We start from the raw sequence: 16,485 nt of genomic DNA, 5'->3' as shown, positions 1-16,485 counted from the left end.
ATGAAAATTGCGATTGTAGGAACCGGATATGTAGGTCTGGTGTCAGGTACATGTTTCGCTGAAATCGGCGTGAATGTAACTTGTGTGGATACTGACAGCGAGAAAATAGAATCTTTGCAGAAGGGAATCATCCCGATTTATGAGAATGGATTGGAAGAGATGGTGCTTCGTAATATGAAAGCAAAGAGATTGAAGTTTACCACGTCATTAGAGAGTTGCCTGGATGATGTAGAGGTTATATTCAGCGCTGTTGGCACACCTCCGGATGAAGACGGTAGCGCCGACTTGAAATATGTTTTGGAAGTAGCCCGTACTATTGGTCGCAATATGAAACAATATAAACTGGTCGTAACCAAGAGTACAGTGCCGGTAGGTACTGCCAGCAAAGTTCGTGCAGTCATTCAGGAAGAACTGGATAAAAGAGGGGTGAAGGTAGATTTTGATGTTGCTTCCAACCCGGAATTCCTGAAAGAAGGAAATGCAATCAGCGACTTTATGAGCCCGGACCGTGTAGTAGTAGGAGTAGAGTCGGCACGTGCGGAGAAACTTATGTCCAAGTTATATAAACCGTTTTTATTGAATAACTTCCGAGTGATTTTCATGGATATTCCATCTGCGGAAATGACTAAATATGCGGCAAATTCAATGTTGGCAACCCGTATCAGCTTTATGAATGATATAGCAAATCTTTGTGAGATAGTCGGGGCTGATGTGAATATGGTACGTAGCGGAATTGGTTCGGATACGCGCATCGGACGTAAATTCTTATATCCGGGTATCGGATATGGCGGTTCTTGTTTTCCTAAAGATGTGAAAGCTCTCATTAAAACCGCAGAACAGAATGGATATACAATGCGGGTGCTTAGTGCTGTAGAAGAAGTGAACGGACGGCAGAAGAGTATTTTGTTCGAAAAGCTGATGAAGCATTTTAACGGTGATTTGAAAGGTAAGACAATTGCTCTTTGGGGATTGGCATTTAAACCGGAAACGGATGATATGCGTGAAGCTCCGGCATTGGTCTTGATTGATAAGCTATTAAAAGCCGGTTGCCAGGTACGTGCATACGATCCGGCAGCAATGCAGGAATGCAAACGCCGGATTGGGGATAGCATTTATTATGCTTGTGATATGTACGATGCGGTGCTTGATGCTGATGCTTTAATGCTGGTGACCGAATGGAAAGAATTCCGTTTGCCTTCATGGGCTGTGATAAAAAAGACAATGGCTCAGCAGATTGTATTGGACGGACGTAATATATACGAGAAAAAAGAGATGGAAGAGCTCGGATTCACTTATCATTGTATTGGTAAATGAAAAAATAAGAGTATCTTTAGGCAAAACTAAGACAGATGATGAAATATGTTGTTATATCGTTAATAGTATTTTTTTCTGCTGCATGTAGCGGTAATAAGAATCTATATTTCTCGGAACAGGGAAAAGAGGATGCGAATGCTAAGGAATTATTACAGGGTATCTGGCTGGACGATGAGACTGAGAGCCCGTTGATGCGCGTGGAGGGGGATACCATCTACTATGCCGATGTGCAGAGTGCTCCGATTGCGTTTAAAATTATACGGGATACTCTCTATACTTATGGCAATGATACGACTTATTACAAGATTGATAAGCAGGCAGAACATATATTCTGGTTTCATTCCATAACAGATAACATTATCAAACTGCACAAATCAGAGGACCTGAATGATTCATTGTCATTTGTTCGCCAGGAGCTGGTGATTCCAACTTATACCGAAGTGACTCGACGTGATAGTGTAGTGATATATAATGGCACTCGCTATCGTGCTTATGTTTATATTAACCCTTCTAAAATGAAAGTTATCAAAACAACCTATTCTGAAGACGGAATTAGCATGGATAATGTGTATTACGATAATGTGATGCACATCTGTGTTTACGAGGGTAAAAAGAGTTTATTTGCCAGCGATATTACTAAACAGATGTTTGACCAGATAGTTCCTGAAGATTTTTTGACGCAAGCTATTTTGTCGGATACGAAGTTTGTAAAAGTAGACCGGAATGGTTTTCATTATCAAGCTGTTTTAGCCATTCCGGAAAGTTTAATATATAGCATTGCAGATATGGAAGTAAGTTTTGAGGGAAACTTGGCTATAACTTCCACCAAATAACAATAACGAGTTTTATTTTAATTCTGTTTGGGCGAGGGGCGGTTGTTTCCTTTTCCACCATTATTCTTTCCCCGGAAATTCCTTCTTTTAGAGCTATTACCATACTTGTTCTTGTTAAAAGAACGCGGTTTGTACTCCGGTGCTTCTCCTAATTCTGCAGGAATAGGAATCTTGTAGATTTCTTTCTCGAGGAAATTCTCAATGTTTTTGAAGTTACTCTGCTCTTTTTCGTTGACAAACGTGAGTGCTACTCCGTCATTGTTGGCACGCGCCGTGCGTCCGATACGGTGTACATAGTCTTCGCTGTCGTGAGGAACATCAAAGTTGATAACCAAACGAATATCATCAATATCAATGCCACGGGCAACGATGTCTGTGGCGACTAGTATATTGATTCGTCCGGCTTTAAAATCATGCATCACCGCTTCTCGTTGAGCTTGTTCGAGATCCGAATGCATTTCTCCTACATTCAGCTTCATAGACTTCAAGGCTTTAGCCACTTCTTTGACTTTTATTTTAGAAGATGCGAAGATGATGACACGTTCGGGGACTTCATCAATAAAGAGACTGCGTATAATACCCAGTTTTTGATCTTCATGGCAAATATAGGCGGCTTGGATAATCTTATCAGCAGGTTTTGAAACGGCTAGCTTTATTTCTGCCGGATTATTCAGGATCGTATTTGCCAGTTGTTGTATCTTGGCAGGCATAGTTGCAGAAAACATGATGGTCTGCCGCTCTTTCGGTAAAAATTTCACTATTTGCATAATATCCTCATAGAATCCCATGTCGAGCATCCGGTCTGCCTCGTCCAGTATAAAATAAGAAACCTTGGAAAGGTCTACATATCCGAGGCTTAAATGGGCAAGGAGACGCCCGGGAGTGGCAATAACAACATCGGCTCCCAAAGTAAGCCCTTTTTTCTGCTGTTCAAACAAAATGCCGTCATTTCCGCCATATACGGCAACACTCGATGCCGGCATAAAATAGGAGAACCCTTCCATCTGCTGGTCTATCTGTTGCGCCAATTCGCGGGTAGGAGACATGATGACACAGTTGATCGCATCTTCAGGATGTTTTCCTTCGGATAGTTTATTCAATATAGGAAGCAGGAATGCTGCTGTTTTACCCGTACCAGTCTGTGCTACGGCTATCAAATCTTTCCCTTCAAGTATGATTGGAATTGCTTGCTCCTGGATGGGCGTGCATTCGTCAAAGCGCATGGCATCAAGCGCCTCAAGTACATTCTCGTTTAATTGTAGTTCGGAAAACTTCATTCTTTTATTAATTTGTCAGCAAAGATAATTTTTTTTTGCGGTCTAATTACATATTCAAGTAAGAATCTTTGAATCCGAGGAAATAGAGCACTCCATCAAGCCCGATGGTATTGATAGATTGCTTGGCATTTGCCACTACTTTGGGCTTGGCATGGAAAGCAATTCCCAGACCGGCAACTCCCAGCATCGGGAGATCGTTGGCACCGTCACCTACGGCAATGGTCTGTGCAATATCGACTTTTTCCACTTGTGCGATCAGGCGTAGCAGTTCGGCTTTTCGTTTGCCGTCTACAACATCTCCCAAGTAACGTCCGGTCAATTTTCCGTCGATGATTTCCAGTTCGTTGGCATATACATAATCTATTCCATATTTCTTTTGCAAATGCTGACCGAAATAAGTAAATCCACCGGAAAGGATAGCGATTTTATAACCATATTTTTTCAGTACGTACATTAATCTGTCCACTCCCTCTGTAATGGGCAAACTTTCTGCTATTTCTTGCATAACAGACTCATCCAACCCTTTTAGTAGGGCTACACGACGGGTAAAGCTTTCCGTAAAGTCTATTTCGCCACGCATTGCGCTTTCTGTGATGGCTTTTACCTCGTCACCGACACCGGCACGGATGGCCAGTTCGTCAATCACTTCTGTCTCGATCAATGTAGAGTCCATATCGAAACAAATCAAGCGACGCATGCGGCGGTACATGTTATCTTGTTGAAAAGAGAAGTCCATTTCCAATTCGCTGGCTAACTTCATCAAACTTTCCTGCATGGCAATACGGTCTTTGGGAGTACCTCTTACTGAAAACTCAATGCAAGCACGTGTACGCGCATCTGTTTGGCATTCGTCCAGGGGAATACGACCTGTCAGACGTTTAATTGCGTCAATATTCATACCTTGTTCGGCTAATACGCTGGTTGCTGCCGATATCTGACGAGCGGAAAGTTTACGCCCAAGTACGGTCAGGATATAACGGTTTTTTCCTTGCATACCCACCCAATTCTCGTATTTTTCTGTAGTAATCGGTTCGAACCGGATGGTAACTCCCAGCAAAGAAGCTTTGAACAACAATTCCTTCATAATAAAACCGGAATGTCTTTCTTCGCTCTTGAAAAGAATACCCAATGACAATGTGTTATGGATATCCGCCTGGCCGATGTCAAGGATAGTAGCATCGTATTTGGCTAGTATTTCAGTCACGGAAGAGGTCAGCCCCGGGCGATCTTCGCCAGTAACTCGAATCAGAATCAATTCAGTATTTGATGGTTGCATATGAAATAGACTTTTATCCTGCAAAAGTAGAGAAAAAAGTTCGTTTTTATGCTAAATAACATAAAAAGTTATACCCGAAAAGTGAGATTTTTGCTTATTCGCTTGGAAGTTAATTTAATAATTACTTACCTTTGCACCTGGTTTCAAAAACAAAGGCTCTGATAATCAGCGGATTCCTCTTCGCCTGATGCCTGAAAAGACAACGTTTCGGGAAGAAACCACTGTTTAAGGACAGTCCCGGATAGTATTAACTAAAACCGAATTACATGAAGTATGTAAAGTGGATTTTTGTTGTATTACTAATTTGTTCCTTGACCGCTTTCGTTGAGAAAGACAAACCTACCGGAGGTTTGAGTGAGGGTGATGTAGCCCCGGATTTTAAAATCGAATCTACATCAGAAAAGCAACCATCCTTCAAATTGGGAAATCTGAAAGGGAAGTATGTGTTGCTGAGTTTTTGGGCAAGTTATGACGCGCAATCCCGGATGCAGAACGTAAGTTTGAGCAATGCGCTTCGTTCTTCTCATAATGTGGAAATGGTTTCTATCTCATTTGACGAATATCAGTCAATTTTTAAGGAAACCGTTCGTAAGGATCAAATAGTTACGCCCACTTGTTTCGTGGAAACAGAAGGCGAGGATTCCAGATTATTTAAAAAATACCGTTTAAATCGGGGATTCACTAACTATTTATTGGATGGAAATGGTGTGATTATAGCCAAAAACATCTCTGCTGCAGAACTTTCTGCTTATGTGGAAAAGATTGGTTGACAATCTTAAAGATGTAAGGAGAAAGGAGAATTTTCCGAATTGCCATATGGCGACTGACGGAGAATAGACAAAAGAGGAAATGGATACAACAAAAAAAAGTTCCGCCTATACTTGCTTAAAGCAAGAATAGACGGAATTTCTATTTTATATATATCCTTTCCTTATTTAGGTGCTTTTTGGTATAAGAAGAAAGCAATGCCTGCATAGAGGATGTTCGGAATCCAAACTGCAATGGCAGGAGGTACATTCCCATTGACTGCAAAGGTTGAGGTGATGGTTTGGAACAGGATATAAGAGAAACTTAACCCTAATCCGATTCCTAAGTGAAGTCCCATACCGCCTTTCGTTTTTCGTGACGAAAGGGATACTCCGATGATTGTCAGGATAAAAGAGGCGAATGACATGGCAATCCGCTTATGATACTCAATCTCAAATTCTTTGAGATTGGCAAATCCTCTTCGTTTCTGTTTTTCAATATAATCACTTAGCTGGGGACTGGTCAACATTTCCTGTTGATTCTTCATAATGAGGAAGTCGGAAGGCTCCATATTGATTATAGAGTCAATTTTATCCCCCTTGGTGATTTTCTCCTTTAGTCCGTCCAGTTCGCGTATCATATAATCATGGATAGTCCATTTATGAACGGTGGTCGTGTCATAAGTAATGCGGCGTGCAGTTAAGTGGGAAACGAGTTTCTTGTCGACAAATTTATCCAAGGAAAAACGGTTTCCTGTTTTCATAGCATTGTTATAGTTATCTATATAGGCTATGACTCCATTGTCAACTTCCAACTGTACGTTGCGCGCTGTATTTTGTTTTTTAGGTTTGATATACCTGTCCTCAAAATTCAGACGCGTCACGCTTCCTTTAGGAATTACGTATGAGCTTAACATAAAGGTTGTTAATGCAATGATGGCGGCAGAAATCATGTATGGGCGCATCATTCTCTTGAAGCTCATACCGGTAGAGAACATAGCAATAATTTCAGAGTTCTCCGCAAGTTTGGAAGTAAAGAAAATGACAGCAATGAATACAAACAACGGACTGAACAGGTTGGAGAAATAAGGAATAAAGTTCATGTAGTATTCAAGAATGATTTTACTCCACGGAGCTTCGTGTTCCATCAGTTTATCCATCTTCTCGTTGAAGTCGAATACCACTGCGATAGAAATGATTAGTGCAATAGCAAATACGTATGTCCCCAAGAATTTCTTGATGATATACCAATCCAGCCGTTTTATAAATCGATTGCTTTTCATTCTTTATAATCTAGTTGATACTCTTTTAACCATCATCGGTTTCCAGGTCGAGAAATCTCCTGCAATGATATGCTTGCGTGCCTCGCCTACCAGCCACAAGTAGAAGGCAAGATTGTGTATAGAGGCGATTTGCATAGCCAACAGTTCTTGTGCGTGGAAAAGATGGCGTAAATAGGCTTTAGTGTATAATGTGTCTACACTGGAAGCTCCGTCCGCTTCAATAGGAGAGAAGTCCATTTCCCATTTCTTGTTTCGCATATTGATGATGCCATCCTTGGTGAACAACATGCCATTTCGTCCGTTTCGTGTCGGCATAACGCAGTCGAACATATCCACTCCGCGCTCGATACCTTCAAGAATATTGACGGGAGTACCGACTCCCATCAGATAACGAGGCTTGTCTTTGGGAAGAATCTCATTGACGACTTCTATCATTTCATACATCTTGTCGACCGGTTCGCCTACCGCCAAACCGCCAATAGCATTTCCGTCGGCTCCTTTAGAGGCGACAAACTCAGCCGATTGCTTTCGCAAATCAGTATAGACACACCCTTGAACAATAGGGAAGAGGGACTGGTTGTAGCCATATTTAGGCTTAGTCTCATTGAAACGTTTGATACAGCGGTCAAGCCATCTGTGTGTCAATCCCAATGACTTTTTGGCATATGCATAATCCGAATCTCCCGGAGGACATTCGTCGAAAGCCATCATGATATCAGCACCAATCGTACGCTCTATATCCATCACTTTTTCCGGAGTAAAAATGTGCTTACTACCATCAATGTGTGAACGGAACTCGGCACCTTCTTCTCGGAGTTTTCGGATTCCGGCTAATGAAAATACCTGGAAACCGCCGCTATCGGTCAGCATGGGGCGGTCGAAGCCGTTAAAGCGATGCAGTCCGCCTGCTTTTTCAATCACTTCCAGTCCCGGACGCAAATAGAGATGATAGGTATTGCCCAGAATAATCTGTGCCTGAATGTCTTCTTTAAGTTCCGTTTGATGTACTCCCTTGACAGTCCCCAATGTGCCTACCGGCATGAAAATCGGTGTCTGTATCTGCCCGTGGTCTGTTGTTATCAGACCGGCACGGGCATTACTTTTAGTGTCTGTATATTGTAAGTCAAATGTCATTCCTGGCTAGCTTTCTTTACAGATAAATCAATGGCATCCGCAACTTTCTCATTTGTCAGCGCGATGGCGAATACTTCTTTTATGTCGTTTACATAGTGGAAAGTCAGTCCCTTCAAATAGAGATCTTGAATTTCGTCTATATTCTTTTTGTTTTCGGCACTCATGATGATTTCTTTGATTCCGGCACGTTTGGCAGCCAGAATTTTCTCCTTGATGCCACCGACTGGAAGTACTTTGCCGCGAAGCGTGATTTCTCCTGTCATGGCAAGATTTGCTTTCACTTTTCGTTGCGTCAAGGCAGATGCCAAAGAAGTAGCCATAGTGATACCTGCGGATGGACCGTCTTTGGGGATTGCCCCTTCGGGTACGTGGATATGAATATTCCAGTTGTCAAAAATCTCTTCATCCAAATTCAAGATAGAAGCATGGGCTTTGATGTACTCGAGCGCCAGCATAGCAGACTCTTTCATTACATCTCCCAGGTTACCAGTCAAGGTAAGGCGTCCGCCTTTGCCACGGCTCAGGCTGGTTTCGACAAAAAGGATTTCACCGCCTACAGCTGTCCACGCCAATCCGGTAACTACACCGGCATATTCATTTCCCTGATACTTGTCACGCGTATATTCCGGTGCTCCCAGGAAATCGTACAAGTCGGCAGGCTTGATTTCTGTCTTGGCAAAATAACCGTCGGTTGCGTATTGACGGGCTGATTTGCGGAGAATCTTGCCGATTTTCTTTTCCAGTTCACGAACGCCACTTTCGCGGGTGTATGATTCGATAATAGCTTCCAATGTATCTTTGGGAAGTTTAATATCTGTCTTTTTAAGTCCGTTGGCTTCAAGTTCTTTGGGAACTAAATGTTTGCGGGCAATCTCAATCTTCTCTTCCGTAATATATCCGCTTACTTCAATCAATTCCATACGGTCGAGCAATGGACCGGGGATTGTATTCAGATTATTGGCTGTTGCAATAAACAATACCTTTGAAAGGTCATAATCCACATCCAAAAAGTTATCATGGAAAGAGGTATTCTGTTCCGGGTCAAGCACTTCCAATAATGCAGAAGAAGGATCTCCTTGTCGGTCTGCGCTGACTTTGTCTATTTCGTCCAGGATAAACACCGGGTTGGAGGCACCTGCTTTTATCAGGCTCTTGATGATTCGTCCCGGCATAGCACCTATATATGTTTTGCGATGACCACGGATTTCTGCTTCATCATGTACACCGCCTAAAGACATACGCACATATTTGCGTTTGAGTGCAGACGCGATAGATTTTCCAAGAGATGTTTTACCAACTCCCGGAGGGCCGTATAGGCAGATAATCGGTGATTTCATGTCATCCTTTAATTTCAATACTGCCAAATGCTCCAAAATGCGTTCTTTCACTTTCTCCAATCCGTAGTGGTCCTTATTCAACGTCTTTTCTGCATTTTTGAGATTCAAGTTATCAGTTGTATAAACGCCCCACGGGAGATTAAGCATTGTTTGCAGATAATTCAGTTGTACACTGTAATCCGGTGATTGCGGATGGGTACGTTCCAGTTTCGCCAGTTCCTTCATGAAAGTCTCTCTGACTTCTGCGCTCCAACGCATTTTTTCTGCTTTCTGGCGCATTTCTTCTATTTCCTGCTCCTGACCACCGCCACCTAATTCGTCCTGGATAGTTTTAATTTGTTGTTGCAGGAAGTATTCACGTTGTTGCTGATCGATGTCTTCACGTGCCCGCATTTGGATGGATGCCTTGATTTCAGCCAACTGTACTTCGCGGTTCAAGATTTCCAATAAACGATAAGTACGTTCACGTAAAGAATTGATGCTCAGCAAATCAATTTTCTCATCTTTCTTGAATGGCAGATTGGAGCAGATAAAGTTAACCAGAAACATCGAGTTGTTGATATTCTTAATGGCAAATGCCGAGTCTTGGTGCATTGTATCCGATGATTTGATATAACGCATAGTCAAATCCTTACATGTTTCTACCAAGGCTTGGAATTCCTTGTCATTGTTGCTCGGTATTTCCTCTTCCAGGAGTTCTATTTCGCCTTTCAAATATGGATGGGTATCGGTAATGCTTTTCAGATTTAACCGTTTCATTCCCTGGATGATGACGGTGGTTGTCTGATCGGGCATTTCCAATACACGCACAATACGTCCTACAGTACCAATGTTGTGTAAATCTTCCAGTTTAGGATCTTCCGTATGTGCCGACCTCTGACATACTACCGCGATATCCTTATGTTTTTTCTCGGCATCATGTATGAGTTTCAGAGAAGATTTGCGACCTACCGTAATAGGTAGGAATACTCCGGGAAACAACACCATATTACGAAGGGGAAGGACCGGAAGAATTTCACCAGATTTAATATTTACATTGAATGCGTTCTCATCGCTACCATCATAATCAGTAATTAACGAGAAACCGTTGTTATCGCTTACATCTTCCAATAAGTATCTTTCTTTCATCTTTTCGTTTTAATTTAGCTTATGTCATACAAATATGCATAAATCGTTTGCAAAGTTAATCGATTCTCTCTAATAATAAAGCACTGCTTGGAATAAAAACACAAAAACAATGCCAAAATATGAGGCTATTGAAGAAGTATTCCATAATAATTATTTATTTTTGGCGGTTTCCAATAAAATAGTAGAATAAAACAGGTTTAAAAATAAGCGAATAAAATGTCAAATCCTTATTTTCAATTTAAGCAGTTTACGGTGTGGCACGATAAGTGTGCTATGAAAGTGGGTACGGATGGGGTGCTTTTGGGAGCATGGGCTTCTGTTCAGAATGCACATAAAATTTTGGATGTCGGGACGGGGACAGGATTGGTTGCTTTAATGTTGGCTCAACGCAGTCTGCCGGATGCGGATATTATAGCATTGGAAATAGATGGAGCCGCTGCCGGACAGGCTAGGGAAAACGTAACTCGTTCTCCTTGGAAGGAGCGGGTAGAGGTAGTGCAGACTGATTTCAGAGACTATCAATCTTCCGACAAATTTGACGTGATTGTTTCTAATCCCCCGTATTTTGTTGATTCATTAGAGTGTCCGGACCAACAGAGAAATGCAGCCCGACATAATGGTTCTTTGACCTATGAAGAATTGTTGGAAGGAGTGGTCGGATTATTGGCGGAAGATGGAACTTTTACGATTGTGATTCCGGCGGATGTAGCTGATAGGGTGAAGATGATAGCTGCAACGAAGAATTTATATGCAGTCCGGCAGCTAAATGTGATAACTAAGCCCAGCGGTATTCCTAAACGCACCTTGATTACTTTTACTTTTTCTAATCAGGAATGTGTAATTGAAGAATTATTGACGGAATTAGCCCGTCATCAATATAGCGAGAAATATATAGCTTTGACGCGAGAGTATTATTTGAATATGTAAATATAGAGGAGTAGAGGATGAATTCATCCTCTACTACCCAAGCTGTTTATATCAGGATTCAATTTCCTTACAGCCTCTTTTACTTCTTTTTTAGTTGGATTATGACAAGCTTCTACCTGTTGCATTGGTACAATCTCATTCACCATTCTTTCATATCCTTTTTGTTCTAACAAATGAACTTCTTTTTCATTGGTTTCTTTTTGCTTTTTTGTTTTCATATGACTTTTCTTTTTTTAGTTTCTACTTTGAAAACAGAAAACAGTGAAAGTTGGTTCATTCTACCAAAATATATTTTCAGTTAATTCATCTCAATAAACGCCATGACATCTATACTTTAATTTGTAGGCCGGTACTTTGCAGAAAGGAATTTGATTTCTGTCAGGAAAAAAAAGTTGAGATGCAAACGGGTGAAATTCAGATCATTGGAAAATAATAAATAAAAAACATCCGTTTGGCTATTGTTAATTAAAAAATACTCTCTATCTTTGCACCGCTTTTGAAAAGAAAACCCTTCAAAAAGTAGCGGGGTGTAGCGCAGTCCGGTTAGCGCACCTGCTTTGGGAGCAGGGGGTCGTGGGTTCGAATCCCGCTACCCCGACTACAAAGAAAGAGGGTTATTAAGTTAAAAGTTTTTCGGGGTGTAGCGCAGTCCGGTTAGCGCACCTGCTTTGGGAGCAGGGGGTCGTGGGTTCGAATCCCGCTACCCCGACGAAAAAGATAAAGTAAGTAATTTTGAGCTGATACAGTTTGTACCAGCTTTTTTTTATTTGTATATTTTAAGAGAGTTAGCCCCCCCTGCTCCCAAAGCAGGTGCGTTAACTCTCTCTATCTTAATGAAGAATCGCAATTTATACACAACAGTTGCAAAATTGCAATAACCCATTATTTAGGAAAGGTGAGAATGAATCTACTTCCTTTGCCTGATTCTGATTTTACATTGATGCTTCCTTCATGCAAAGTCATAATTTGCTTGCATAAGCTGAGTCCGATACCCGAACCGGTTGTTTTGGTACTAAAGAAAGGTACAAATATCTTGTCCAGAACATCCGGTAAAATGCCTTCTCCATTGTCGGATACTGTCATAATCTTATTGTTGGCAGGTGAAGTGATTATTGTTACCCGAATATTTTTATCTGCTTGCTTTCCACACGCCTCGCGGGCATTTTTCAATAAATTAATGAGGACTTGTTCTATTTGTGCCCGGTCTATATACAAGTTCAGTTCTGATAAAGGAGTTTCAAAATGAATGTATTCTTCCGGGAATAACTTCTTTAAATCCATGAATAGTTCTGCAATAGAAACTTTGGTGCGGACAGGAGCGGGGATTCGTGTCAGACGACGATAGTTTTCTACAAATTCTAGTAACCCTTTGCTTCTTCTGTGAATAGTTTGCATGGCTTGCAGGATAATGGAGTATTCTTTTTCTCCAAGCTGTTCGGGTATTCCTCTTTCACTTAGTGTTTCGGAAAGAGAAATAATCGGTGTGATGGAATTCATGATTTCATGAGTCAGTACACGTATCAGCTTTTGCCAGGCTTCCATTTCATTTCGTTCCAGTACGGAATGGATATTTTTCAGGCTGATTATTTGTTGCTCTTTTCCTTGTGTCGCAAACTTGGTGCAAGAAATGGCCATTTCCAGGACAGTGCTGTTTTGTTCGATACGGATAATTGGAATATCATTAGTCGCAGAAGCGATTAGTAATGCTTCCGGTAATTGTGAGATTTGTCCTAAATGGGTGACGGCCGCCTGATTCATCCATTCTACATGTCCGGATCTGTCGGCAACAAGTACGGCTGTGTCTACCTTGTTCAATAAGTTTTCGTAATATTGGTGCTTAATTTCCTCTGCCAGCAGTTTTCCCCGAAAGTCTTTCAGGCTTTCCGAAAGTTCTTCTGCCCACTCATTCATTATTTTATTCTTGAAAGGCGGGTGGAAGGCTTGCGTCATGTCATTATACCGGAGTCCGTCTGTCAGCCGTCGCAACAAATTAATTTGTTTAAACTGCATACGATAGAGGTGTACACCGGTAGTTATCAACAGTAGGATGCAGATAGTGGTGCTGAACCATAACTGTTTTTGAAACAGCAGGCAGCTTCCGATAGAAAGCAGCATTATAAATAAGATGTGTAAGAACACTCTGATTGCATATCGTTTCATAAGCCTAGTTTTTCAAGTTTACGATATAAGGCAAAGCGGGTTATGCCCAGATATTCGGCGGCACGGGAAATATTTCCCTCGCTAAGTTTCATTGCTTTTTCAATGGTCTGGCGTTCCAGTTGTTCCAAATTTAATATCGTTTCTTCTTCCTTCCTTTGTTTAGGAGCGGCATGGAACAGAAAGTTTTCAGGTTTTAATAAAGAGCCGTCTCCTAATATGACAGCGCGTTCTATCGTATGCTGCAATTCCCGCACATTTCCGGGCCAGGCATACTTTAATAGTTTGTTTTTGGCTTCCCGGGTCAGGCCGCGCATATCCTTTTTGTATTTACGTGCATACCGTTGCAGGAAGTGTTCGGCCAGTAGAATAATATCATTACCACGTTCGCGGAGCGGCGGGATATGTATTTCAATGGTATTGATACGATAGAGCAAGTCCTGCCGGAAGTTTCCTTCATCCACTAATTGGCGAATATCCGCATTTGTGGCACAAATCAGGCGGACGTCAATAGGAACGGCTTGTGTACTGCCTAAACGGTTGATTTGTCGCTTTTCGATAGCAGTCAATAGTTTCGATTGCATGGGAAGTGAAAGATTGCCGATTTCATCCAAAAACAGAGTTCCGTTGGTGGCAACTTCCATTCGCCCGGCTTTTGATTTTTTAGCGTCGGTGAAAGCCCCTTTTTCAAATCCGAACAGTTCGCTTTCGAACAATTGTTCGGGGATACTTCCCAAGTCAATGGTGACAAAAGGCTTGCCGTATCGGGGAGAACAGCGATATAAGAAATGAGCAATCACGTCTTTTCCTGTTCCGTTTTCTCCTAGAATCAGGATATTGGCATCTGTACAACTTAGTTTGTTTATTGTAGTGAAAACTTCCTGCATGGCAGGAGATTCTCCGATAATGTCTCCTTCCGATGTGTTTTGACCGCTAAGTACTTCTATCTGCTCTTTTAAGATATTCACTTCTCGTTGTGACTGGCGCAACCGCATTCCGGAAGTGAGTGTGGCCAGTAGTTTTTCTTTTTTCCACGGTTTGGGAATAAAATCTGTTGCGCCGGCTTTGATAGCCCGCACTGCTTTGTCTGTATCTGCATAGGCGGTCATAAAGATAACAATAGCCTGCGGGTCAATTTGCAGTATTTGCTCCAAGCTCTCAAATCCTTCCTGACCACTAATAGCGTCACGGCTGAAATTCATATCCAATAAGATAAGATCGGGTTGAAAAGTGGTCATGAAATGTTCGATTCGGTCAGGAGTGGTGGCTACCTTTATTTTCTCCGCATAAGGTTCCAATAACAGGTTGAGGGCGAAAAGGACATCTTCGTTATCGTCTACTATAAGTATTTTCCCCAGTTTGCTTGCTTCTTTCATTTCTTTTGCTGAATAGATTTATTGCTTTTTTTTATTACATCGGCAAAGATATGGATAATAATCATGTGTTGTATGTGCGATTGCGCACTAGTTTTGTGCGTATTTGCACGCTGATAATAGAAGAGGGATAAACGTATCTGTTTGAAGTATAGTAATTTATATAAATGGCACAGGTTTTGAATAATAAATTAATAAATATAACGAAGGATGAACCTGAAATTAATCTGCATAAGCATTGGAATCCTGTCGACGGAATTATCGTCTGCCCAGAATCAGACAATGGAGCTGTCACTGGAGCAGACCGTAAGAATAGCGCGCTTGGAATCTCCCGACGCGCAAACGGCACGCCATAGTTTTCGTTCTGCTTATTGGAATTATAAATATTATCGTGCCAATTATTTACCGACTTTGAGTTTGACATCCGCTCCTAATTTGAACCGTGCCATTAATAAGATAACAATGGGTGACGGTTCGGTTAAGTTTGTCGAGCAGAACTTATTGAATACTGACCTGACTTTGAATCTTTCACAAAACGTATCCTGGACAGGAGGTTCCTTGTTTCTCGAAACATCTGTCCAACGTATGGACTTGTTCAGCGAGCATAAATATTCATGGCAGACTTCACCTGTTATGATAGGCTATCGGCAGTCACTTTTTGGCTATAATAGTCTGAAATGGGATAAGCGTATAGAACCCGTACGTTATCAGGAGGCTAAGAAAAGTTATGTGGAGACATTGGAACTTGTTTCAGCCAGTGCGATTAATAAATTCTTTGCTTTAGCTACCGCCCAAAGCAATTACGACATAGCGTCGTTCAATTATGCGAATGCAGATACACTTTACCACTATGCCCAAGGGCGCTATAATATAGGTACGATAACAGAAAATGAGATGCTGCAACTGGAACTTAATCGTCTGACAGAAGAAACGAACCGTATGAATGCCCGCATTGAAATGGATAACTGTATGCAGGAGCTTCGTTCATATCTAGGTATTCAGGAAGACAAGGAAATTCGTGTACGTGTCAGTTCCCGGGTGCCGGATTTCAGCATCAATCTGAATGAGGCGCTGGCACTGGCGTATGAAAATAGTCCTGACATACAGACGATGAAGCGACGAAAGCTGGAAAGTGAAAGCGCTGTTGCGAGAGCCCGTGCCAATGCCGGTTTGAAGGCGGATATTTATCTCCGTTTCGGACTGACACAGACGGCGGACAAATTGCCGGAAGCCTATCGGAACCTTTTAGACCAGCAATATGTAAGTTTAAGTATCTCCCTGCCGATTTTAGACTGGGGACGGGGAAAAGGTCAGGTACGGGTAGCCCGTTCTAACCGTGATCTGGTTTATACGCAGGTGGAACAAAGCAGGACGGATTTTGAACTGAATGTCCGCAAACTGGTGAAGCAGTTTAATCTGCAAACGCAACGTGTCCGTATCGCTGCCCGCACAGATGAAACTGCCCGACGGAGGAATGAAGTTGCCCGTAAACTTTATATATTGGGAAAATCAACCATTCTTGATTTGAACGCTTCTATTTCAGAAAAAGATAGCGCACGCCGTAATTACGTATCGGCTTTATATAACTATTGGAGTTTATATTATACACTTCGTAGTATGACGCTATATGATTTTGAGAGAAACAGGTTGCTGACGGAGGATTATAATCTTCTCGTCGAATAGGGTTGAATGATTTTCTT

At 41.8% G+C, this 16,485-nt stretch carries 13 protein-coding genes and 2 tRNA genes; 7 read left to right on the top strand and 8 right to left on the bottom strand.

Annotated elements, in window-relative coordinates; all coding sequences use genetic code 11:
- The gene (locus NSB03_RS04720) at positions 1-1,314 is read left to right on the top strand and encodes a UDP-glucose dehydrogenase family protein (protein WP_121765124.1); all 1,314 of its coding nucleotides are present in this window, start codon (positions 1-3) and stop codon (positions 1,312-1,314) included.
- A 35-nt stretch (positions 1,315-1,349) separates the two neighbouring features.
- Positions 1,350-2,147: a DUF4738 domain-containing protein gene (locus NSB03_RS04715; RefSeq protein WP_024987017.1), complete on the top strand. Its 798-nt coding sequence runs from the start codon at positions 1,350-1,352 to the stop codon at positions 2,145-2,147.
- A gap of 17 nt (positions 2,148-2,164) precedes the next feature.
- Here NSB03_RS04715 and NSB03_RS04710 read toward each other — a convergent pair whose 3' ends face one another.
- A complete protein-coding gene (locus NSB03_RS04710) occupies positions 2,165-3,424 on the bottom strand; it encodes a DEAD/DEAH box helicase (protein ID WP_121765125.1) in 1,260 nt (419 codons plus the stop codon).
- 46 nt (positions 3,425-3,470) lie between these two features.
- The gene (gene serB / locus NSB03_RS04705; RefSeq protein WP_024987018.1) at positions 3,471-4,700 is read right to left on the bottom strand and encodes a phosphoserine phosphatase SerB; all 1,230 of its coding nucleotides are present in this window, start codon (positions 4,698-4,700) and stop codon (positions 3,471-3,473) included.
- Positions 4,701-4,966: 266 nt separating this feature from the next.
- Here serB and NSB03_RS04700 point away from each other — a divergent pair, with 266 nt between their 5' ends.
- Positions 4,967-5,470, top strand: a complete 504-nt coding sequence (locus tag NSB03_RS04700; RefSeq protein ID WP_024987019.1) for a thioredoxin family protein — start codon at positions 4,967-4,969, stop codon at positions 5,468-5,470.
- A gap of 161 nt (positions 5,471-5,631) precedes the next feature.
- Here NSB03_RS04700 and NSB03_RS04695 read toward each other — a convergent pair whose 3' ends face one another.
- From NSB03_RS04695 to lon, 3 genes are read right to left on the bottom strand one after another with little or no spacing between them, the layout of a single operon-like run.
- Entirely contained in the window at positions 5,632-6,729 is a 1,098-nt protein-coding gene (locus NSB03_RS04695) for an LptF/LptG family permease (RefSeq protein ID WP_024987020.1), read from the bottom strand.
- Between the two features lie 3 nt (positions 6,730-6,732).
- Positions 6,733-7,863 (bottom strand): tRNA guanosine(34) transglycosylase Tgt, encoded by a 1,131-nt coding sequence (gene tgt / locus NSB03_RS04690; RefSeq protein WP_024987021.1) that lies wholly within the window; start codon positions 7,861-7,863, stop codon positions 6,733-6,735.
- On the bottom strand, positions 7,860-10,328 hold the full coding sequence (lon, locus tag NSB03_RS04685; protein ID WP_024987022.1) for an endopeptidase La: 2,469 nt from the start codon (positions 10,326-10,328) through the stop codon (positions 7,860-7,862). Before lon ends, tgt begins: the two co-directional genes overlap by 4 nt.
- Positions 10,329-10,544: 216 nt before the next feature.
- Here lon and NSB03_RS04680 point away from each other — a divergent pair, with 216 nt between their 5' ends.
- Positions 10,545-11,255 carry a tRNA1(Val) (adenine(37)-N6)-methyltransferase gene (locus tag NSB03_RS04680; protein WP_024987023.1) on the top strand — a complete coding sequence of 237 codons (711 nt, stop codon included), beginning with the start codon at positions 10,545-10,547 and terminating at the stop codon, positions 11,253-11,255.
- Positions 11,256-11,278: 23 nt separating this feature from the next.
- Here NSB03_RS04680 and NSB03_RS04675 read toward each other — a convergent pair whose 3' ends face one another.
- Positions 11,279-11,473: a hypothetical protein gene (locus NSB03_RS04675; protein WP_024987024.1), complete on the bottom strand. Its 195-nt coding sequence runs from the start codon at positions 11,471-11,473 to the stop codon at positions 11,279-11,281.
- 305 nt (positions 11,474-11,778) lie between these two features.
- Between NSB03_RS04675 and NSB03_RS04670 the strand changes: the two genes are divergently transcribed.
- A tRNA-Pro gene (locus tag NSB03_RS04670) sits at positions 11,779-11,853 on the top strand.
- A 36-nt stretch (positions 11,854-11,889) separates the two neighbouring features.
- Positions 11,890-11,964 (top strand) — tRNA-Pro (locus NSB03_RS04665).
- A gap of 173 nt (positions 11,965-12,137) precedes the next feature.
- On the opposite strand, the gene NSB03_RS04660 is transcribed toward NSB03_RS04665, so the two are convergent.
- Positions 12,138-13,415, bottom strand: coding sequence for a sensor histidine kinase (locus NSB03_RS04660; RefSeq protein WP_024987025.1), 1,278 nt, complete (start codon positions 13,413-13,415; stop codon positions 12,138-12,140).
- The gene (locus tag NSB03_RS04655) at positions 13,412-14,788 is read right to left on the bottom strand and encodes a sigma-54-dependent transcriptional regulator (protein ID WP_024987026.1); all 1,377 of its coding nucleotides are present in this window, start codon (positions 14,786-14,788) and stop codon (positions 13,412-13,414) included. The genes NSB03_RS04660 and NSB03_RS04655 overlap by 4 nt, the downstream gene beginning before the upstream one ends.
- Before the next feature lie 207 nt (positions 14,789-14,995).
- Here NSB03_RS04655 and NSB03_RS04650 point away from each other — a divergent pair, with 207 nt between their 5' ends.
- The gene (locus NSB03_RS04650) at positions 14,996-16,468 is read left to right on the top strand and encodes a TolC family protein (RefSeq protein WP_257466253.1); all 1,473 of its coding nucleotides are present in this window, start codon (positions 14,996-14,998) and stop codon (positions 16,466-16,468) included.
- The last annotated feature ends 17 nt before the right edge of the window (positions 16,469-16,485 follow it).

Source organism: Bacteroides acidifaciens (assembly GCF_024623065.1).
Taxonomy (GTDB): domain Bacteria; phylum Bacteroidota; class Bacteroidia; order Bacteroidales; family Bacteroidaceae; genus Bacteroides; species Bacteroides acidifaciens.
The sequence above is the reverse complement of the archived record's forward strand: the minus strand, read 5'-3'. Positions and strand labels throughout refer to the sequence as shown.